This window comes from Microbulbifer sp. (assembly GCF_051659245.1).
Lineage (GTDB): Bacteria > Pseudomonadota > Gammaproteobacteria > Pseudomonadales > Cellvibrionaceae > Microbulbifer.
In genome coordinates, this window is sequence record NZ_JBOFOC010000159.1 from 13,519 (window position 1) to 33,659 (window position 20,141).

A 20,141-nucleotide genomic window follows, 5' to 3' on the forward strand; every position below is an offset into this window, starting at 1 on the left:
TCGACACCTCCCCGACAGTGGCATAGGATTTCGCCTTTTCCCCGCACGGAGCCATTCCCATGTCGTTACCGACTGTCACCCGCGGCGCCATACTCGCCGCCTGTGGCGCCGGCGCCTTTCAGCGCGGCCAGCAGTACGCCGAGGACCAGCGGGTAGCGGACGTCAGGGTCGACGGGGAAGCCGGCGTCGTCTACAGCGAGGTATCCGGCGGTGTCATCTATGAGCAGGAAATCCACCTGACGCCAGGCCAGCGGCAGGCGCGCATCAGCGGTTACTGCGACTGCCCGGTGGGTTTCAACTGCAAGCATGTGGTCGCCGTACTGCTCACCGTCATGCGGCAGATGGAAAGCGGCGATGCTTCCAGCGGCAATTTCGCCCTGTCCAGCTGGCAGCGGCGCCTCCACGCCACCAGTCGCGCCTCCACCCCACTGCCGGAGCGCCGCGACCAGAGGGTGATCTACCTGTTCGACCGCTCCGCCGACGGTAGATTTCAGGTGAGCATGCGCCGGGCCAGGCGCAGGAAGGATGGCAGCTGGGGCAAGATAGTGTCCATTCCTCGCAACCCCTGGACCTACGATAGCAACGAACACCTGTCCCCCAGCGACGACACCATCGTGGAGCTGCTCGCGGATTGCGGCAACGCGGACTGGGATTTCACCCCCGAAGGCCGCCTCGGCACCCTGGCGCTGACGGAAATACTGGCCACGGGCCGCGCCTTCCTCGGCTCCGCCGATCTCCCCGTCACCGCCGGCGGCGAACGACGCCTGACCTTCACCTGGGACGACAGCGGCGGGGCGGAACAGACACAGCTGCGGGTGATGCTGGAGGGCTGCCCCGGCGAATGGCTGGCCGCCGCCACCGAGCCGCCCCACTACCTGGAGCCCGCAACCGGCCTCTGCGGCGTCATCGACACGCCGCTCACCGGCGAGCAGATACTGTTGCTGATGCAAATGCCCCCGGTGCCGGAGCACTCGCGGCTGGAAATAGCACAGCTGCTGGCGGAGAAGCTGCCCTCCAACAGCCTGCCGCTGCCAGTGGAGCAGCCCGCCGGCGTCGCCGGCAAGCCGGTGCCGGTATTGCGGCTGGCACGCCGGGAGCCTCAGGGATACCTCTACGCCAGCCTGCATTTCCTCTACGGGGAATACCGGGTCCCGGCCTTCCCCTCCCGCCCCACTCAGATTGTGGAAACAGAGAACCAACGGCTGCTACTGGCGCGCGACGAGGATTTCGAGAGCGACGCCGCGGACGAACTGGAAGGGCTCGGCTTCACCGGCTACCGCCTGTCCGCCGGGGACCACGGCGATATCGGCTTCCTGCTGCCCGACGACGAGATACTCCCCTCGCCGCTGCGCTGGCAGGAATTCCTCGAGCGGGACGCGGATGCCCTGCGCGCGCAGGGTTGGCAGGTGGAAACGGACCCGGGCTTCCAGCTCAATATCACCCGCGCCGAAAGCCTGTCGGGCGAGTTGGGAGAAGACAGCCTCGGCATCCGGGTCAATTTCGGCGATGAACAACTCGCCCTGTTGCCGCTGCTGGTGCGCGCCCTCGAATACGGGGACCAACTGCCCGAGGGCGGGCTGATGGTGGAACTGGAACCGGACCAGTGGCTGAACATCCCCAGCGACTGGCTGCGCCCGGTGCTCGATACCCTGATTGAGTTGCACGAGGAGCCGGATCTGGACGCCGACGGCCGCCTCAAGCTGCACCACCACAACCTGGCGCCACTCACACAGCTCGAGGACGCGCTGGGCGAGCGCGAACTCCAGTGGAGCGGCGGCGAGGAGCGCCGCGCGCTGGCGCGGCAACTGAAAAACCTCAAGGGGGTTGAAGCGGTCGCGCCGCCGCAAGGGCTGAATGCCGAGCTGCGCCACTACCAGCAGGAGGGCCTCAACTGGCTCGGCTTCCTGCACCGCTTCCGCTTCGGCGGCATACTCGCCGACGACATGGGCCTGGGCAAAACCCTGCAGACCCTGGCTTTTATTCTCCACTTGAAAGAGAGCGGCGAACTGCCCGAAGCGGCGCTGATCGTCGCCCCCACCAGCCTGCTGGGCAACTGGCTGCACGAAGCGGAGAAATTCACTCCGGGACTCAGGGCGGTGGTCAGCCACGGCACCGACAGAAAACCGAAACTGCGCAAACTCGCCGACTACGACCTGGTGATCACCAGCTACGCCCTGGCACAGCGGGACGCGGAGATACTCGCTCCCTACCCCTTCAGCCTGCTGGTACTGGACGAGGCCCAGGCAATCAAGAACCCGCGCGCCAAGGTCTCCCAGGCACTGCGCAATTACAGCGCCGCGCAGCGCCTGTGCCTGACCGGCACACCGCTGGAAAACCATCTGGGGGAATTCTGGGCCCAATTCGATTTCCTGATGCCGGGACTGCTCGGCAACGACAAATCCTTCAATCGCCTCTATCGCAACCCCATCGAAAAGCACGGCGAGGAGACCCGCCAGCGCCAGCTGCGCAACCGCACTGCGCCCTTTATGCTGCGGCGCACCAAGGGGCAGGTGGCCGGCGAGCTGCCGCCGAAAACCGAGATCGTGCAGTCCGTGACCCTGGGCAGCGGCCAGCAGAAGCTTTACCAGACCGTGCGCGCCAGCATGGAAAAAGAGGTGCGCAAGCTACTGCAGAACAAGGGCCTGGCCAAGAGCCATATCCAGGTGCTGGACGCCCTGCTCAAGCTGCGCCAGATCTGCTGCGATCCCGCGCTGGTGAAAATTCCCAGCGCGGTCAAGGTCAAGCAGTCCGCCAAGCTGGAAGCCCTGCTGGAAATGCTTGAGGAGATGCTCGCCGAGGGGCGTAAAATACTGCTGTTTTCCCAGTTCACCAGCATGCTTTCGATCGTCGAGCGCGAACTGGACAGGCGCGGCATCGCCCACAGCAAGCTCACCGGGCGCACCCGCAAGCGGGACGAGGCGATCGATCGGTTCCAGTCCGGCGAGGTGCCGCTGTTCCTGATCAGCCTCAAGGCCGGCGGCTTCGGCCTCAACCTCACCGCGGCGGACACGGTGATCCACTACGATCCCTGGTGGAACCCGGCGGCGGAAAACCAGGCCACCGACCGCGCCCACCGCATCGGCCAGCAGAAAGCGGTCTTCGTCTACAAGCTGATCGCCGAGGGCACCATCGAGGAGCGCATCCAGGAATTGCAGCAGCGCAAGCAGTCCCTCGCCGACGCCCTGCTCAGCGGCGAAGGCAGCGCACTCTCGCGGTTGAACGGAGAGGAAATTCTGGAGCTGTTCCGTTAGAGCCTGTTTAGAATCTCGCGAAGAACTCTCCAGGTCGGGAGGGGTGCCTCTTTTCGGGACCGTATGAGGCAGGGATGCCGATTACGAGCGTACAGGGACGTATTTAAGGGGGGCGCCCAGCCCGTGTCCCGGAAAGAGGCACCCCTCCCGATCCCTCGCTGGACGTGCAGCACCATAGATCGCAAACAGGCTCTTAGAGCCTGTTCATAATCTCGCGTTTCTGAGCGTGACAGGGAGGGATGGCACCGGGCACATTGCATACGTCCATAGCCCCATCAAGTACCAACACCCCCGATGCTCGAATCCTGCTGCGATGATTGCTCGCAGCGTTCCAACACCGCTTCGCCGAGCGCTTCTTTCAGAGGCGCCAGCCAGGGCTCGAAATAGCGCCACTGCTCGACGCCGCTGCGGAAAATGGGCTGGCGCACCTGCTCGGAACTGGGTGTGCGGACGTTCCGCTCGGTCTTGTGGAACTCCAGACAGGCCTGCTCGAAGGGCAGGCCGCAGAACTCCAGCAGGCGGCGCACCTGGCCCCGCAGATCGGCGACCACATCTTCGTACTGCACGCGCAATACAAAGCCGGGCAGTACCCGGTCCCAGTGATCCATCAGTTCCACATAGTCCCGGTAATAGGTGCCGATATTCCGCAGGTCGTAGCTGAACTCCTGCCCCTCCGCAAACAGCTGCTTGTAGCCGCTGAAGCAACAGGCCATGGGGTGACGGCGCGCGTCGATGATTCTGGCGTTGGGCAGAATCAGTCTGATCAGGCCGATGTGTCGGAAGTTGTTCGGCATCTTATCGATGAAAAAGGGCGCGCCCCGTCGGTGAATGCGCGTATCCCGGATGTACTCTTCGCCAAACTGCTGCAACTCTTCGTCGGAAAGATGCCCCAGTATCTCCGGATAGTCCGCACATCCTTTGTCGCGTCCCATCCTGCGCAGGCGCTGCGACAGCGACAGTATGTTGGGCAGCTCCAGAGTGCCGTCCACCTGGCTGTGGGATGAGAGAATCTGTTCCAGCAGGGTCGAGCCCGCCCGCGGCAGGCCGACGATAAAAATGGGGTCGGGCGCCGGGTGCCCGGCGCCCGACCGGCGCTCGAACAACTCCCGGGTGCACACCGCCTGTTGCGCGCGCATCTCGCCGGTCATACTCTCAGCGCGATAGCGGCTCTGCAGCTTTTTCAAGTGGTTGCCGCGATCGTAATATTTAAAGGCCGATGCGTATTCGCCCTTGTCTTCGTAGGCCTTGCCCAGGGCGAAGCACAAGTAGACGCGCTGCATGTGCGTCAGGTTGGTGTTGGCTTCCTGACGGTGCATTTCCTCGATTTCGGAATCGGAAAAGGTGTAGATCTTCAGGTTGGCCAGGGAGAAATAGGCCTCACCGTGATTGGGGTTGCTCTTCAGGGAGCCCTTGTAACAGCCCACCGCTTCGTCCACCCGGCCACAGGTTTTCAGCGCGTGCCCCTTGGAGGTCAGGGTGTTGGCATCCCCGGGCACGCGGCTCAGGATTTTATCGAACAGGGCCAGGGCGGTGTCGTAGTCGCCAGTCTGCATGGCCTCGATAGCATACAGGGACTGGAACTGAACATTGTCGGGTGAGGTGTCCAGCAACGTTTTCGCTTCGGCCAGCGCCTTTTCAAACTTCTGTCGCTTGCGCAACGCCTGTATGTAGTCCATTCGGACCCGAATATTGTCGGGTTTGAACTTGAGCGCGCTTTCGAGCAGAAACTCGGCGTCTTCCAAAATGCCGAAGCCTATGCTGATATCCGCCAGCAGCCGCATGGCCTCGACGTGGTGGGGGATCTTTTGTAAAAACCGCCGGCAGATGTCTTCCGCCTTAAGCAACTTGCCCTGGGATATCAGGTCCATGACCGCCACCAGGGGCTTGGGCAGGGCTTGCAGCCACTCCAACTGGGCCTTGATCTGTTGCGCTTCGGCCGTTCGACCCAGTTGAACCAGAATTTCCAGCTGCGCCTTCCAACTGGCGACCAGGGCGGGGTTGAGTTGACAGGCTCGGCCATAGGCCGACAGGGCGCTGTGATCATCGCCCATCGCGCGATACAGGTGCCCCTCTTCCTGGTGCCCGCGCCCGTGGTCGGGCGCAACGGCTTTGAGCCGCTCCAGGCATTCGGCGGCCTCGTCGAAACGGCGTTGGTAGCGCTGGCATACAGCCCGCATGTAGAGCGCTTCGGGCTCATCGGGCCGCGAGCTCAGCACCTGTTCGAGATCGACCAGGGCGTCGCCGTATTCCCCGGCGACGACCTTTTTTTGAATCCCGGTCAAATCCAACCCGGTTTGAACTTGCGACATCGCTAATTACTCCAGTTTCGGAGTCCACCACAGGCTTCTGCCATCGGCAGACCCTTGAACTCCGAAACCTGAGTCTATCAGAACCGGTACGAACCCCGCACACCGAGCGTCCGTGGCCGCACCATGCTGACGCGGTGCCGGTCGAACACGAAGCTGCCGCTCACTTCCGCGCGCTCGTCCGTAAGGTTGTCGGCGAACAGTTCCGCCGACCAGTGATCGCCGGTGAAGCCCGCAGTCATCCCCAGCAGGGCCCAGCTGTCCAGTTCGGCCCGGTTGATGCTGATGATATCCGTGTAGGAGGAGTCGGAGTAGGACACGTGGGGCATAACGTGGTAGGTCAGGTCGCCGTACCACTCGTAGCGCGCCTGCAGATTGGCCTGGAAGCGGGGCGCAAAGGCCAGTTCGTCGCCTACCTGCACGTCATCGGTGGGCGTGAGCACTTCGGTGATCTCGGTGTCGAGGATCGAGAAGGAGCCGCTGACCATCAGCCCGGAGAGGGCCTCCGGCGCCCAGACGAAGTCCCCTTCGACGCCTTTGACTTCCGCATTGGCGGCGTTGTCCGAGAAGAACAGGTTGGTGATGCTGGGATCGAAAATCGTGGTTTGCATCTTCTCGATGTCCACGAAGAACAGGTTGCCGTTAAAGCGCAACTGACCGTCCAGCACGTCCAGCTTCCAACCCAGCTCGTAGTTGGTGGTGTCGTCCGTGTCCAGGGCGAAGGGCACGGTGTAGTCGCCGGGGCCCTGTGCACCGCCGGGCCGGTTCAGCAGACCGGGGCGGAAGCCCTCCGAGGCGGTGGCGTACAACAGGTAGTCGTCCGTCGGCATCCACTGCAGGGTGAACTTGAAGATGGTGCCGTCGGTGGCGGCCACGTCCGGCGCCCGGGTTGCCTTGAAGATCTGGTTAGCCTGCGCCGCGGTGAGCTCCGGATCCGTCGCCATGATCTCCTCCAGCGACATATCCCGCGTATATGTGATATGCCGATCAGGGTTCCAGTGGCCACGGAACGTGTATTCTCCGTCGCCGTTGTAGAGGTCGCTGATGTCGGTGCCGTAGGCGTTGACATCGTCGCCGTCCTCCCCGGAGAGATTACCGAATGAGGAGTTGGCGCTGCCTTCGAAATCCACTTCGATATCGTAGTAACGGGAGCCGACAATCGCCGAAAAGGTATCGCTCAGCTCGAAGGTCACCTCCCCGAACGCCCCCATTTGCCGGTCGGTGCGCTTGACGTCGTTGCGGAAGATCACGCCCGCGGGGAAGGGCCCCGGGTCCGAGGTGTAGCCGGTGGTGAACGGGTAGTTGGGCGCGAAACCGATCCCGTTCACTAGGGTGGAGCCCGGGTAGGTGAAGTCGTTGCGCTCGCGCAGCTCCAGGTCGCTGTAGAAGGCGCCGAAGGTGGCGTGGATGCGATTGTCGGCGGGGGTGGAGAAGCGCAGTTCGTGGGTGCTCACCTCGGTTTCGGTGGTGGAGTCGACAAACAGGTTGGGCGCCTGGCAGGTGCCGCTGAGCGGCGCGTCTCCATAGCTCACCGAGCTGTCACAAATGTAGTAGGGCAGGTACTGGCCCACGAACAGGTAGTCGGTGTAATCCACCACCTGATCGGCTTCGCGGCTGGTGAAGGCCCCGGTGTAGACCACTTCCAGCTCCCCCAGGAGCCCTTCCAGGGTCCAGTTGACGTTTTCAAAGGAATCCTCCAGGGAGTCTTCCGAGAAGCGCTGGATTTCCAGGTCGTCCAGCTCCGGGTCGACGAAGAACACGCCTTCCGACTCGATGGTCTGCTGGGCGGCGCCGAGCAGCAGGCTCCAGTTACCATTGATGTCCCAGAGGCCGCTCAGCCGGCCGCCGGTATAGGTGGCATCGTTGAAATCGTCCTCGGTGCGGTCGGAGTTGTCCGCTTCCAGGAAGGTGACGTCGCTCAAATCCGCCGTGGACTGGATGCCGGCCCGCCGGTCGCTGACCGCCACGCCGTTGTCGCGCATGGTCCCCGCCGGCCGGAAGCGCGCGGACTCGGCCGCGCTGCGCGTGCCGGACACATTGTCGATGTAGCCGCCCTTGTGGTCGACGTAGACCACGCCGCGCAAGGTCAGGTTGTCGGCCACCGGCAGGTTGAGCATCGCTTCGACGTTGTTGCTGGGTTCGCCGCCGCTGGTAAAGGAGGTGCCGAATTTCACTTTGGCGTCGGTGGAGGTCGAGTCCGGTTTGTTGGTGATCAGCCGCACCGTGCCGGCCTGGGAACTGGCCCCGAACAGGGTGCCCTGGGGACCGGCCAGCACTTCCACCCGCTGCAAGTCGGCGGCGTAGACATCCAGGTTGCGGCCCGGCTGGGCCAGCGGCTGCTCGTCCAGGTACAGAGCCACGTTGGGCGCCAGGCCCGCCACCCCCGCGGTGGTCAGGTTGGGCGTGGTGGAGGCGACGCCGCGAATGTAGATGGTGTTCTGCCCCGGACCACTGCCGCCGGCCGTGACGCCCGGCATCTGCACCAGGTAATCGGCAAAGTTGGCCACGCCCGTTTGTTCGAGTTTTTCCTCGCTCATCGCCGAGACGGCGACGGGGATATCCTGTGTGCTCTCGGCCCGCTTGGTCGCGGTGACCGTTACTTCCTCGATGCGCGAGGCGTTCGCGGAACCGGAGGCTATGGCTGTCACTATGGCGCTAGCTAGTGCAGTTTGCTTGAACATGACTCAACTCCCCTCGTTATTTTTAAGTTTGTCAACCGATACTAAAATGGGCACCCAATGCTCACGAGCTCAGGGACGACACTGGGCGATCGGTTTGCGACAAGCCCACAAGGGTAAGCGCCGACAGCCTCCCAGTCAAAACCTGCCTTGCTTGCCGTTGTTCAGCACCGTCTCGGCGTACCAGTCCAGAAAATTGATCACCCCGAACTCATAGGTCTCGGAGTAAGGCCCCGGCTCATAACCGAGCGAATTGATCCCCCGTTGATTTTCCTCGGCCAGATCGCGGTCCTGGCGGTTGGTGGCGTCCCACACCTGGCGCAGGCGCTCGACTTCGTAGTCCTCACCTTCCACTGCGTCCTTGTGCACCAGCCACTTGGTGGTCACCAGGGTTTTCTGGGCCGAGACCGGCAGCACCCGGAAGACGATCAGGTGGTCGCTCTGCATGTGGTTCCAGGAATTGGGCAGGTGCAGGATGCGCATGGAGCCCAATTCCCGGTTCTGCACCCGCCCCAGGGTTTTGCGGCAGGCGGGTTTGCCGTCCATGGTCATCACCTGGGTGCCCTCTTTCAGCGGCATGCGCACGATGCGGTTGCGCAGGCCGACCTCCAGGTGCCGGTGCGGAATCCCCTCCCGGTCCCAGCTCTGGGCCTGGCGCTCACAGTGTTCGAGAAATTCCGGCGTGGCGCGCGGGTCGGTGGTGTCGTCCCACTCCAGCAAGGTGCGCAACAGTTCCGGGTGGCTGCCGGAGCAGTGGTAGCACTCGCGATTGTTCTCGATCACCAGCTTCCAGTTGGCCTGCTCCTCCAGGGTGGACTCCGTCGCCACCTTGGTGTTTTCCATATCGTAGGGCTCCATGTACTCGGCCAGGGCGCTCAGGAAGTCGTCGATGGCCGGGGGCTCGCCATGGCGCAGGCAGACGAAAATGAAACCACCGGCGGTTTTGCAGTGAACCGGTTTCAGGCCGTACTCATTGCGGTCGAAGTTTTCCCCCATCTCCGGACTGGCGAAGATAAGGTTGCCCTTCAGATCGTAAGTCCATTGGTGATAGGGACAGGTCAGGGTGGCCACCTTGCCGCTGGCCTTAGTGCACAGTCGGGAGCCCCGGTGGCGGCAGACATTGTGAAACGCCTGGATCTCCCCGTCCCGATCGCGCACGATCAATACCGGGTTCTGGCCGATCTCCACTGTCATATAGTCGCCCTTGGCGGGCAACTCACAGGTCATACCGACGAACAGCCACTCCTTCTCGAACACCTCTTCCATGTCGATGCGGAATAATAGAGGGTCGTTATACAGGGGCCGGGGCAGCGAGTAGGTGCGCGAGCGCTCCTCCAGCAACCGCACCATTTGCCGCCGCGCCTCCTCCATACTGTTGTATGTCAGGTTCAACAGGTCGTATTCGTTCATCTGCGTTTTCCTTCGGGTGAAGCCGTGCCTGATTCTGAAGCAATTCTCGGCAAAGGTTGGCCCGGGCATTTGTCCGTTAACGACACCCCGGGTTTCCTTTTCGACTCGCCGGGAGCTCCTGTGCCCCCGCCCCATGGGGCGCTGGAGTATACGAACAAGGTCGTGTCGCAAATGGTTAACTGCCGCCGGAGATTTTTAAACAAAATGACCGCAACTGCCCGACGGCTGCCACTCCCACGGAGACACTGCAATGACCAGCGCGACCGATATTTCCCAGTCTTCAACCGCCTTCAACCCCCTGAACACCCGGGTCTGGGCCAATGGCCGTCATCAGGTGCGCTGCGTGCGGGTGATCCGGGAGACCTGGGACGTGAAGACCTTCTGCTTCAACGCCGAACAGTCGGTGTTGTTCTTCTTCAAACCGGGCCAGTTCGTGACCCTGGAACTGGAGATCGACGGCGAGCAGGTTATGCGCTCCTATACCATTTCCAGCTCCCCTTCGGTGCCCTACAGCTTCTCCATCACCGTGAAGCGGGTGCCGGGCGGGCTGGTGTCCAACTGGCTGCACGACAATTTCAGGGAGCAGGACGAGTTGGCGGTGCACGGCCCGGTAGGCGATTTCAATTGCATCGATCACCCGGCGGACAAGGTGCTACTGCTCTCAGGCGGCGTGGGTATTACGCCAGTGATGTCCATGGCGCGCTGGTACTTCGACACCAACACCGATGTGGACATGGCATTCATCCACAGTGCCCGCACCCCCAACGACATCATCTTTCATCGCGAACTGGAGCACATGTGCTCACGGGTTCCTAACTTCAGCCTGTCGGTGATCTGCGAACGCATCGAGATCGGACAGGCCTGGAACGGTTACCGGGGGTTTCTGGACAAGACGAAACTGGAGATGGTGGCACCGGATTACATGTCGCGGCGGATTTTCTGTTGCGGCCCCCCGCTCTATATGAGAGCGGTGCGGTCCGTGCTGAAGGACGTCGGCTTCGACATGAACTTTTACCACGAGGAGTCCTTCGGTGCGACGCCGGCGGAAGTCACACAAGACGCCCTGGATCAAGCGGAGATCGCGGTGCGCGAGGCAGAGGAGACCAAGGACTCGGATCTGTTCACGGTAGAGTTTGTACAGTCGGGCATGAGCGTACAGGCGGCGCCCAGCGAGACGCTGCACACTGCGGCCAGCCGGCTGGGATTGACCATTCCCAAGGCCTGCGGGGTTGGAATCTGCGGCACTTGCAAGGTTCGAAAAGTGTCCGGCGAAGTGGACATTCAACACAACGGGGGGATTACCGAGGAGGACTTGGCCGAGGGGTTCATACTGTCCTGCTGCAGCACTCCGCTTTCCAATGTGGTCATCGACGGATGAGTCCCGGCGCACAATGGTACTAAGTTAAGTGGAATCCCCCTGTAGGGGCCTGCTTGCAGGCGAATTGAGGTCGCGGCAAGGCACCGGGAATGCTCGCCTGCAAGCAGGCTTCTACAGCGCAATCCTCAGAGCCTGTTTGCGATCTATGGTACTGCACGCCAGCGCGGGGCCCTCTTGCCGGCCAGGCCCTTTCGAGAACTGCCCCGATCGTATAGAGTAACCTCAGAGCATGGACGGAGCTTTCATGAGATTGATTCTCATTACAAAAGCCAGTAAAGCGCAACCCATATGTCGCAATCAGGTCCATAGACACCCCCAGAATGTCGCTTTTGGATAACTGTGATCGAAAAATCGGCCGTAATATAAATTTCAAATATACATTCCCCCTCCCGCCTTCCGGTAAGGAGCAGAGAAAGGAGCAGAGAGGTGAAGCGATGAGAAAACGGAGTACTCCCGGGCCTGGAAGCGGCGCCATCTGCACCGGCAACGGCGCTTCCCGATAAAAATAATACAGTCGCCGCCGTGGCGACTGGACTTACATGATGGCTGGAGGGTAAGTCCATGCATAACGATACTGTATCGCAAGCCACAAACGCCGATGTTCAACCCTACCGGGTCGGCTTTCTGCTGATTCAGAATTTCACCCTTGTGGCCCTGGCCGCAGCGATCGAGCCACTGCGCATGGCAAACCAGCTAAGCGGGCGGGAGCTCTATACCTGGCAACTGCTTTCGGACGGCGGCAGCGAACCCGTAAAGGCGAGCGACGGCGTCGCCATCACGCCGGATGCGCCCATCGGTGACAACCGGCTGTTCGATATCGTCATCGTGGTCGGCGGCGTGGACATCACCCGCAGTTTCACCAAAAGGGAAGTGACCTGGCTGCAGCAAATGGCCCATGCGCAGAAGCATGTGACCCTGGGCGCCGTGTGCACGGGCGCTTATGTGCTGGCCAGCGCGGGCCTGCTGGACGGCTACACCTGCAGCGCCCACTGGGAGTGCCTGGCGGCTTTGCAGGAGCGCTTTCCGAAGGTGAACTGCACCAACCGCCTCTACACCCTGGACCGGGACCGCATCACCTGCACCGGCGGCGGCGTACCCATGGATATGATGCTCAGCCTGGTCACTCGCCAACACGGCAAGGCGCTGACCAGCGCCATTTGCGACATGTTTCTCTGCGACCGGATACGGCCGGACAGCGAACAGCAGCAGACCCCGCTGCGCCGCCTGCTGAGCTCGGCGCAACCCAAGCTGGCCGAGGTGACCGAACTGATGGAGGCAAACATCGAGGAGCCGATCGAGCTGGAAGTGTTGGCCAGCTACGTCGGCATCTCCCGCCGACAGCTGGAGCGGCTGTTCCTGAAGCACTTGAATTGCACCCCTTCGCGCTACTATCTCAAGCTGCGGCTGGATCGCGCCCGGCAGCTGTTGAAGCAAACCACCTGCTCCATCATCGAAGTGGCCTCCATGTGCGGCTTCGTATCGGCGCCGCATTTCAGTCGTTGTTATCGCAAGTACGTCGGCATCTCCCCCAAGGAGGAGCGGGCGGCGGTCTGGTCGATGAAACAGCTGGATTCACCGGCGGACGGCACCGAGTCTCAGCCCTCCTCGCACAAGGCCCTGCAGGTGGCCAAGGCCGAGCCCACCTACGGTGCGGTGCGTTTTATAGCAGCGCCTCTGGCGCTGGTTTCTGTCGGTTAACGCCGACCTTCACCCAAAACTACCGCACGTGCGCGACCGCCATGGATGGCGGGGTGCGGCGCACCTTTTACGCCCGGCACGAACCCGCATCGTGCGGTACCGCCCGACAATCTCCTTGCCAAGCATGCCGATTTTAGTCTCGCACCTGTCGCATCCAGTGAACTGACCCCTTCCCCCCGTGCATACACTCCCTGCTTAGCCACCAAACAAATCACGGGAACCGACTCATGAACGCCAGCGAACTGCACCGCGACGCCATTGTCATCGACGGCCTGATCATCGCCAAGTGGAACCGCGAGCTTTTCGAGGATATGCGCAAGGGCGGCCTCACCGCCGCCAACTGCACCGTGTCGGTTTGGGAGAGTTTTCAGAGCACCGTCGACAACATCGTCGAGATGAACAACCTCATCGAAGCCAATAGCGATCTGGTGATGAAGGTGCACACCACCGCGGACATCCGCCGGGCCAAGGAAGCCGGCAAAACCGGCATACTGCTCGGCTTTCAGAACGCCCACGCCTTCGAGGATCAGTTGGGCTACGTACAGGTGTTCAAGGACCTGGGCGTCGGCGTGGTGCAGCTGTGCTACAACACCCAGAACCTGATCGGTACCGGCTGCTACGAGCGCGACGGCGGCCTGTCCGACTTCGGCCGCGAAGTGGTGGCGGAGATGAACCGGGTCGGCATTATGTGCGACCTGTCGCATGTAGGCTCGAAAACCTCCCAGGAGGTGATCCTGGAATCGAAAAAACCCGTGTGTTACTCCCACTGCCTGCCGTCCGGTCTGAAAGAGCACCCGCGCAACAAATCGGACGAGGAGCTGCGCTTTATCGCCGATCACGGCGGCTTTATCGGCGTCACCATGTTTTCGCCGTTCCTGAAAAACGGCATCGACTCCACCATCGACGACTACGTCGAAGCCATCAGCTACATCGTCGACATCGCCGGTGAAGACCAGGTGGGTATAGGCACCGACTTCACCCAGGGCCACGGCAAGGACTTCTTCGAGTGGCTGACCCACGACAAGGGTTACGCCCGCCGCCTGACCGACTTCGGCAAGGTCGTCAACCCCGAAGGCATCCGCACCGTGGGCGAGTTCCCCAACCTGACCGAAGCCCTGCTGCGCCACGGCTTTTCCGAGCGGCTGGTGCGCAAGGTGATGGGGGAAAACTGGCTCCGGATACTGGGCGAAGTCTGGGGCGAATAAAACTCGGAACTCAAGCTATCGTGGGGTGCGCCGTGCGCACCGGGAAGCGCTGCGGACGACCAGGCGACGACACGGCGCACCCTACCGCACTGACGAACAAACCTGGGGAGAGATACCGACATGACCAGCCACGCACCGCAAATGCCGATCCAGGTAGACGAAGAAACCGGCGTCTGGACAACCGACGCCCTGCCGATGCTCTACGTGCCGCGGCACTTTTTCATTAACAACCACAAAGCCATCGAGGACGAGATCGGCCCCGAGCGCTACGCCGAGATCCTCTATAAGGCCGGCTACAAATCCGCCTATCACTGGTGCGAAAAGGAAGCGGCGCTGCACGGCCTGAGCGGCCGCGCCGTGTTCGAGCACTATATGAAGCGCCTGTCCCAGCGCGGCTGGGGACTGTTCACCATCGAGCGTCTGGACATCGATTCGGGTGCGGCCCGGGTGCGGCTCGATCACTCCGCATTCGTGTACGAATACGGCAAGGTAAACCGCAAGGTGGAATACATGTTCACCGGCTGGTTCGCCGGCGCCATGGATCAGATCTCCGACAGCCTGGGCCTGGGGTTCAAAACCCGGGCGGTGCAGCACCAGAGCGCCGCGGAAGAAGGAGTCGACCACGGTTTGTTCGATGTTTTACCGGTCTCCTACGTGGGTTGAGCCAGTTTTAACAAGGGTATAAAACATGTCGCAGTTCGAAGCACTCTTCCGCCCGTTGCAGATCAATCAGTTGACAATCCGCAACCGCATCGTCAGCACCGCCCACGCCGAGGTCTACGCCACCGACGGCGGCATGACCACCGAGCGCTACGTCAAGTACTACGAGGAAAAGGCCAAGGGCGGCTGCGGCCTGTGCATCTGCGGCGGCTCCAGTGTCGTCTCCATCGACAGTCCGCAAAGCTGGTGGAGCTCGGTCAATCTCTCCACCGACCGCATCATTCCGCACTTTCAGAACCTGGCCGATGCCGTGCACAAACACGGCGGCAGGATCATGATCCAGATCACCCACATGGGCCGGCGCTCGCGATGGGACGGCGAGCACTGGCCCAACCTGATGTCGCCTTCCGGCATCCGCGAGCCGGTGCACCGCGCCACCTGCAAGACTATCGAGGAAGAGGAAATCCGGCGTGTGATCGGTGACTTCGCCCAGGCCGCCCGCCGCGCCAAGGAGGGCGGCCTGGACGGCGTGGAACTCTCCGCCGTGCACCAGCACATGATCGACCAGTTCTGGTCGCCGCGAGTCAACAAGCGCACTGACGAGTGGGGTGGCAGCTTTGAAAACCGCATGCGCTTCGGCCTGGAAGTGCTAAAAGCGGTGCGCGAAGAGGTGGGCCGGGACTTCGTCGTGGGCATGCGCATCTGCGGCGACGAGTTCCACCCCGACGGCCTGAACCAGGACGACATGAAAGAGATTGCCCGCTACTACAACGACACCGGCCTGCTGGATTTCTTCGGTGTGGTGGGCTCGGGCTGCGACACCCACAACACCCTGGCCAACGTCATCCCCAACATGGCCTACCCGCCGGAGCCCTTCCTGCACCTGGCCGCCGGCATCAAGGAAGTGGTGGACGTGCCGGTGATCCACGCCCAGAACATCAAGGACCCCAACCAGGCCCAGCGAATCCTGGAAGCCGGGTACGTGGACTTCGTGGGCATGACCCGGGCGCACATCGCCGACCCGCACCTGATCGCCAAGATAAAAATGAACCAGGTGGACCAGATCCGCCAGTGCGTGGGCGCCAACTACTGCATCGACCGCCAGTACCAGGGGCTGGACGTGCTCTGCATCCAGAACGCCGCCACCTCCCGCGAATATATGGGCCTGCCCCACATCATCGAAAAGACCGAAGGGACCAAACGCCGGGTCGTCGTGGTGGGCGGCGGACCGGGCGGCATGGAAGCGGCGCGAATCGCCGCGGAGCGCGGCCACCAGGTGACCCTGCTGGAAAAAGCGGAGGAGCTGGGCGGGCAGATCACCCTGGCCGCCCGCGCCCCACAGCGCGACCAGATCGCCGGCATCACCCGCTGGTACGCCCTTGAGCTGGAACGGCTGGGTATCGACCTGCGTTTGGGTACCGAGGCGAACGCCGAACTGGTGCGCGAACTGCGCCCGGACGTCTGCATTCTGGCCACCGGCGGTACGCCCTTTATCACCCAAGCCCCGGAATGGGGCGCGGACGAGGGCCTGGTGGTGTCCTCCTGGGACATTCTCAGCGGCGCCGTGGAGCCGGGCAATAACGTACTCGTCTACGACACCATCTGCGAGTTTTCCGGCATGTCCGTCGCCGACTACCTGGCCTCCAAGGGCGCCCTGGTGGAACTGGTCACCGACGACATCAAACCGGGCGTCGGCATCGGCGGCACCACCTTCCCCACCTACTACCGCAGCCTCTACGAAAAGGAAGTGGTAATGACATCGGACCTGATGCTGGAAAAGGTCTACGCGGAAGGCGACAAGAAAGTGGCCGTGCTGGAAAACGAATACACCGGCCAGCGCGAAGAGCGGGTGGTGGACCAGGTGGTGATCGAAAACGGCACGCGTCCCAACGAGGCGCTCTACTACGAACTCAAACCCGAATCCCGCAACCGCGGCCAGATCGACGTGCAGGCGCTGTTCGACTGCAAGGCGCAGCCGGAGTTGGCGAAAGAAGGCGACGGCATGATTCTGTGGCGCCTGGGCGACTGCGTCTCCCAGCGCAACACCCACGCGGCCATTTATGACGCCCTGCGGTTGTGCAAAGACCTGTAAGAGCCTGTTTGGAATCTTGCACAAAACTCTCCGGGCCGGATGGGGTGCCTCTTTCCGGGACCTTTCACGGCCATGGATGGCCGTGGAGAGCGTACAGGGATGTATTTAAGGGGGGCGCCCAGCCCGTGTCCCGGAAAGAGGCACCCCATCCGGCCTCGCACTGCGGCCTGGAATTCCGGAGAACTCAAACAGGCTCTAAGCGTACGAAAAAAAAGTGAGTGGTGATGATGCTGGACTGGTTACTTCCCGCCCTGCTGGCCGCGGCCCTGGGCCTGCTGTTCGCCGGCGCCCTGCGCCGCATCCGCCTCTGGCGCCGGGGCCGTCCCGAGCCCGTGGCGTTTCTGGCCGGCCTGGCGGCCATGCCCCGGCGCTACTTGGTGGACTTGCATCATGTGGTAGAGCGCGATCGCTATATGTCCAACACCCACGTGGCCACGGCGGGCGGTTTTCTCCTTTCCATGCTGCTGATCGTGCCGGTGCATCTGTTCGGACTGGAAAGCCGATGGCTCAATCTGGCCTTGCTGTTGGCCACCCTGCTTATGTTCTGCGGCGCGGTGTTCGTGTTCCTGCGCCGGCGCCATCCGCCGGCGCGCCTGTCCCGGGGCCCCTGGATGCGGCTGCCAAAGAACCTGCTGGTGTTTTCCGCTTCCTTCTTTGTACTCACCCTGCTCAGCTCCGGCCTGCTGCCGGAGAACTTCGGCGGCTGGGCCCTGAGCGGTTTGTTGGCGGCGGGTGTCGCCCTCGGCCTGGCGGAAATGCTCTTCGGTATGGGCTGGGGCGGACCCATGAAACACGCCTTCGCAGGCTCCTTGCACCTGGCCTTTCACCGCCGCCCGGAGCGCTTCGGCGGCGGCCGCTCCACCGGCCTCAAACCGGTGGACCTGGAGGCGCCCACCCTGGGGGTGGCCAAGCCGGAAGACTTCACCTGGAACCAGTTGCTGGGCTTCGACGCCTGCGTGCAGTGCGGCCGCTGCGAGGCGGTCTGTCCCGCGTTCGCCGCCGGCCAGCCGCTCAACCCCAAAAAACTGATCCAGGACATGGTGGTGGGCCTGGCCGGTGGCAGCGACGCCGGTTACGCCGGCAGTCCCTACCCTGGCGTCGAACCCGGTAACGCCAGCGGCGCGCCTCACCAGCCCATCGTCAACGGCCTGCTCAGCGCCGATACTCTCTGGTCCTGCACCACCTGCCGCGCCTGCGTGGAAGAGTGCCCGATGATGATCGAACACGTGGATGCGATCGTCGACATGCGCCGCTACCTCACACTGGAAAAAGGCGCTACGCCCAACAAGGGCGCCGAGACGCTGGACAACCTGATCGCCACCGACAATCCCGGCGGCTTCGACCCGGGCAATCGCATGAACTGGGCCGCGGACCTGAACCTGCCGCTGATGAGCGAGGTGCGGCAGGCCGAGGTGCTCTTCTGGGTCAGCGACGGCTGCTTCGACATGCGCAGCCAGCGCATACTGCGCGCCTTCGTGCAGATTCTGAAAGCGGCCGGAGTGGATTTCGCCGTGCTCGGCAACGAGGAGTGCGATAGCGGCGACCTGGCCCGCCGCCTGGGCGACGACGCCACCTTCCAGCGTCTGGCCCGGCACAACGTCGACGTGCTCGAGCGCTACCGCTTCGGGCGCATCGTCACCACCGATCCCCACGCCTTTCATGTGTTGAAAAACGAGTACGGCGACTTCGGTGGTCATTATGACGTCCTGCACCACAGCACCTTTATCAACGAACTGGTGCAGTCCGGGCGGCTGCAACTCAAGGCGTACAAGGGCGACACGGTCACCTATCACGACCCCTGCTACCTGGGCCGCTACAACGGCGAGTACGAATCGCCCCGCGCTCTGCTCAACGCTCTGGGCATCGAACTGAGCGAAATGGCGCGCTCCGGCTACCGCTCGCGCTGCTGCGGCGGTGGCGGCGGCGCCCCCATCACCGACGTGCCGGGCGAGCGCCGCATCGCCGACATGCGGGTGGAGGACGCCCGCGCGGTAGAGGCGGGCACCATCGCCGTGGCCTGCCAGCAGTGCACCGCCATGCTGGAAGGTGTAGTGGAGCCCCGGCCGGAGATCCGCGACCTGGCCGAGTTGGTGGCCGACGCCCTGATCGAGCGCCACGAGCCAAGAGCAGCCATGGGCCAAACGGAGGAGCAGCACCAATGAGCGATGTGATTCGGCGCGACCCGCGCAGCGAACGGATCAAACGCAACCGCCTGCACCCCGGGCACGAAAGTCTGAGCGGCGCTCCGGCACTCGGCCCCAGCGGTTTGCCGCGCAAAAACCCCCACGCGGTAGGTTTTATCGGACCCAACGGACTGAAGCGTATCGACCGCAGCCTGGCCGGCGCCGAGCCGGCGGCCCAGAGCCCGCGCCGAACCCGCTCGGCACAAACTGAAACGCGGGAACTGCCGCTGCACATAATCGAGCAACCGGACTTTTATGTGGCCGCAGTGCTGGATCTGGTGGGCGGCCGTCTCACCGATCACGACCGCGACGTTCTGGGCCAGGCGCAGCAACTGGCGAACGCCGGCGGCGGCAAAGGCGCGGTGGTGGCTATCGCCCTGGGCGAAGCCCGGGAGGCGGGATTCGACACCGCAGGCGCCGACCGTCTGATCCATCTCACCCACTGCCACGGCCAGCCGCTGGAGGGCTACTGCCCGGAGCGTAAACTGGCCGTGCTTCAGGCCGCGGAGCGGCAACTGGCGCCGCGTTACTGGCTGTTCCCGGACAGCGTCCACGGCGGCGGCGACCTGGGCTCGCGCCTGGCCGCCCGGCTCGGCGAACGGCCGGTGGTGAACGCCTGGCAGGTGAACGACAGCGAAACCCTATGCCGTGCCAGCGGCGGCCGCCTCGACATCCGCCGATCCACGCCGCGGATACTGTTGCTGGCGGAGGAGTGCGCCCTGCCGGTGGACGAGAGCCGGCACCAGGCCCTGCCGATTGAACTCGACGACATTCCGGGCACACAGGCGCGCATCGAAGACCTGGGCCCAATACCGGTGGACCCCAGCCGCATTCCCCTGGCGGAGGCGGAGTTCATTCTCTCCGCCGGCAACGGCGTGCGCGACTGGAACCAGTTCCACCGGGTGGCCGCGGCCCTGGGTGCCACCGAGGGCGCCAGCCGCGTAGCCGTGGATGACGGCCACATGCCGCGCTTCCGCCAGATCGGCGCCACCGGCACCTGGGTGACCGCGCGGGTCTATGTCGCTGTGGGCATTTCCGGCGCCATCCAGCACCTGCAGGGCATCGGCCGCTGCGAAAAAGTGGTGGCCATCAACCTCGACGGCGGCTGCGACATGGTCAAGCGCGCCGACCTGAGCGCTATCGGCGACAGCTCGGAAATCCTGGCGGAGCTGCTGACGCTGGTGCGTGAATATCGGGGTGAGCCGGATACCGCCCCCAACAAAGAATCGGAGGCACGGGAAGTGGCATAGGCCGACAACGCCGGCGCCCTTCGCCGTTTT

General features: G+C 63.1%; 11 protein-coding genes. 8 read left to right on the plus strand and 3 right to left on the minus strand.

Features of this window, described 5'->3' with window-relative positions; all coding sequences use genetic code 11:
- Positions 1-59 precede the first annotated feature (59 nt).
- Complete coding sequence (locus ACRC0P_RS15560) at positions 60-3,251, plus strand: DEAD/DEAH box helicase (protein ID WP_438632221.1); 3,192 nt, start codon at positions 60-62, stop codon at positions 3,249-3,251.
- A gap of 275 nt (positions 3,252-3,526) precedes the next feature.
- On the opposite strand, the gene ACRC0P_RS15565 is transcribed toward ACRC0P_RS15560, so the two are convergent.
- From ACRC0P_RS15565 to ACRC0P_RS15575, 3 genes are all read right to left on the minus strand, one after another.
- On the minus strand, positions 3,527-5,560 hold the full coding sequence (locus tag ACRC0P_RS15565; protein WP_438632222.1) for a tetratricopeptide repeat-containing sulfotransferase family protein: 2,034 nt from the start codon (positions 5,558-5,560) through the stop codon (positions 3,527-3,529).
- Positions 5,561-5,637: 77 nt separating this feature from the next.
- Positions 5,638-8,238, minus strand: coding sequence for a TonB-dependent receptor (locus ACRC0P_RS15570; RefSeq protein WP_438632223.1), 2,601 nt, complete (start codon positions 8,236-8,238; stop codon positions 5,638-5,640).
- Between the two features lie 135 nt (positions 8,239-8,373).
- Positions 8,374-9,645, minus strand: a complete 1,272-nt coding sequence (locus tag ACRC0P_RS15575; RefSeq protein WP_438632224.1) for an aromatic ring-hydroxylating oxygenase subunit alpha — start codon at positions 9,643-9,645, stop codon at positions 8,374-8,376.
- Positions 9,646-9,895: 250 nt separating this feature from the next.
- Here ACRC0P_RS15575 and ACRC0P_RS15580 point away from each other — a divergent pair, with 250 nt between their 5' ends.
- The 7 genes from ACRC0P_RS15580 (at position 9,896) to etfA (ending at position 20,111) form a co-directional block, all read left to right on the plus strand.
- Positions 9,896-11,023, plus strand: coding sequence for an FAD-binding oxidoreductase (locus ACRC0P_RS15580; protein ID WP_438632225.1), 1,128 nt, complete (start codon positions 9,896-9,898; stop codon positions 11,021-11,023).
- Between the two features lie 561 nt (positions 11,024-11,584).
- Entirely contained in the window at positions 11,585-12,721 is a 1,137-nt protein-coding gene (locus tag ACRC0P_RS15585) for a GlxA family transcriptional regulator (RefSeq protein ID WP_438632226.1), read from the plus strand.
- A 227-nt stretch (positions 12,722-12,948) separates the two neighbouring features.
- Positions 12,949-13,926, plus strand: coding sequence for a dipeptidase (locus ACRC0P_RS15590; protein WP_438632227.1), 978 nt, complete (start codon positions 12,949-12,951; stop codon positions 13,924-13,926).
- Between the two features lie 120 nt (positions 13,927-14,046).
- Positions 14,047-14,589 carry a DUF5943 domain-containing protein gene (locus ACRC0P_RS15595; RefSeq protein ID WP_438632228.1) on the plus strand — a complete coding sequence of 181 codons (543 nt, stop codon included), beginning with the start codon at positions 14,047-14,049 and terminating at the stop codon, positions 14,587-14,589.
- 25 nt (positions 14,590-14,614) lie between these two features.
- Positions 14,615-16,678 (plus strand): dimethylglycine demethylation protein DgcA, encoded by a 2,064-nt coding sequence (gene dgcA / locus ACRC0P_RS15600; RefSeq protein ID WP_438632229.1) that lies wholly within the window; start codon positions 14,615-14,617, stop codon positions 16,676-16,678.
- A gap of 227 nt (positions 16,679-16,905) precedes the next feature.
- Positions 16,906-18,840: a (Fe-S)-binding protein gene (locus tag ACRC0P_RS15605; RefSeq protein WP_438632250.1), complete on the plus strand. Its 1,935-nt coding sequence runs from the start codon at positions 16,906-16,908 to the stop codon at positions 18,838-18,840.
- Positions 18,837-20,111: an electron transfer flavoprotein subunit alpha gene (gene etfA / locus ACRC0P_RS15610; RefSeq protein ID WP_438632230.1), complete on the plus strand. Its 1,275-nt coding sequence runs from the start codon at positions 18,837-18,839 to the stop codon at positions 20,109-20,111. Before ACRC0P_RS15605 ends, etfA begins: the two co-directional genes overlap by 4 nt.
- Positions 20,112-20,141 lie beyond the last annotated feature (30 nt).

What these genes read in the sequence shown, in the direction of transcription:
- ACRC0P_RS15590 (WP_438632227.1), top strand. Translation starts at nt 12,949, where the DNA reads ATGAACGCCAGCGAACTGCACCGCGACGCCATTGTCATCGACGGCCTG.
- ACRC0P_RS15595 (WP_438632228.1), top strand. Translation starts at nt 14,047, where the DNA reads ATGACCAGCCACGCACCGCAAATGCCGATCCAGGTAGACGAAGAAACC.
- ACRC0P_RS15575 (WP_438632224.1), bottom strand. Translation starts at nt 9,645, where the DNA reads ATGAACGAATACGACCTGTTGAACCTGACATACAACAGTATGGAGGAG.
- etfA (WP_438632230.1), top strand. Translation starts at nt 18,837, where the DNA reads ATGAGCGATGTGATTCGGCGCGACCCGCGCAGCGAACGGATCAAACGC.
- ACRC0P_RS15605 (WP_438632250.1), top strand. Translation starts at nt 16,906, where the DNA reads ATGCTGGACTGGTTACTTCCCGCCCTGCTGGCCGCGGCCCTGGGCCTG.
- ACRC0P_RS15570 (WP_438632223.1), bottom strand. Translation starts at nt 8,238, where the DNA reads ATGTTCAAGCAAACTGCACTAGCTAGCGCCATAGTGACAGCCATAGCC.
- ACRC0P_RS15585 (WP_438632226.1), top strand. Translation starts at nt 11,585, where the DNA reads ATGCATAACGATACTGTATCGCAAGCCACAAACGCCGATGTTCAACCC.
- ACRC0P_RS15580 (WP_438632225.1), top strand. Translation starts at nt 9,896, where the DNA reads ATGACCAGCGCGACCGATATTTCCCAGTCTTCAACCGCCTTCAACCCC.
- dgcA (WP_438632229.1), top strand. Translation starts at nt 14,615, where the DNA reads ATGTCGCAGTTCGAAGCACTCTTCCGCCCGTTGCAGATCAATCAGTTG.
- ACRC0P_RS15565 (WP_438632222.1), bottom strand. Translation starts at nt 5,560, where the DNA reads ATGTCGCAAGTTCAAACCGGGTTGGATTTGACCGGGATTCAAAAAAAG.
- ACRC0P_RS15560 (WP_438632221.1), top strand. Translation starts at nt 60, where the DNA reads ATGTCGTTACCGACTGTCACCCGCGGCGCCATACTCGCCGCCTGTGGC.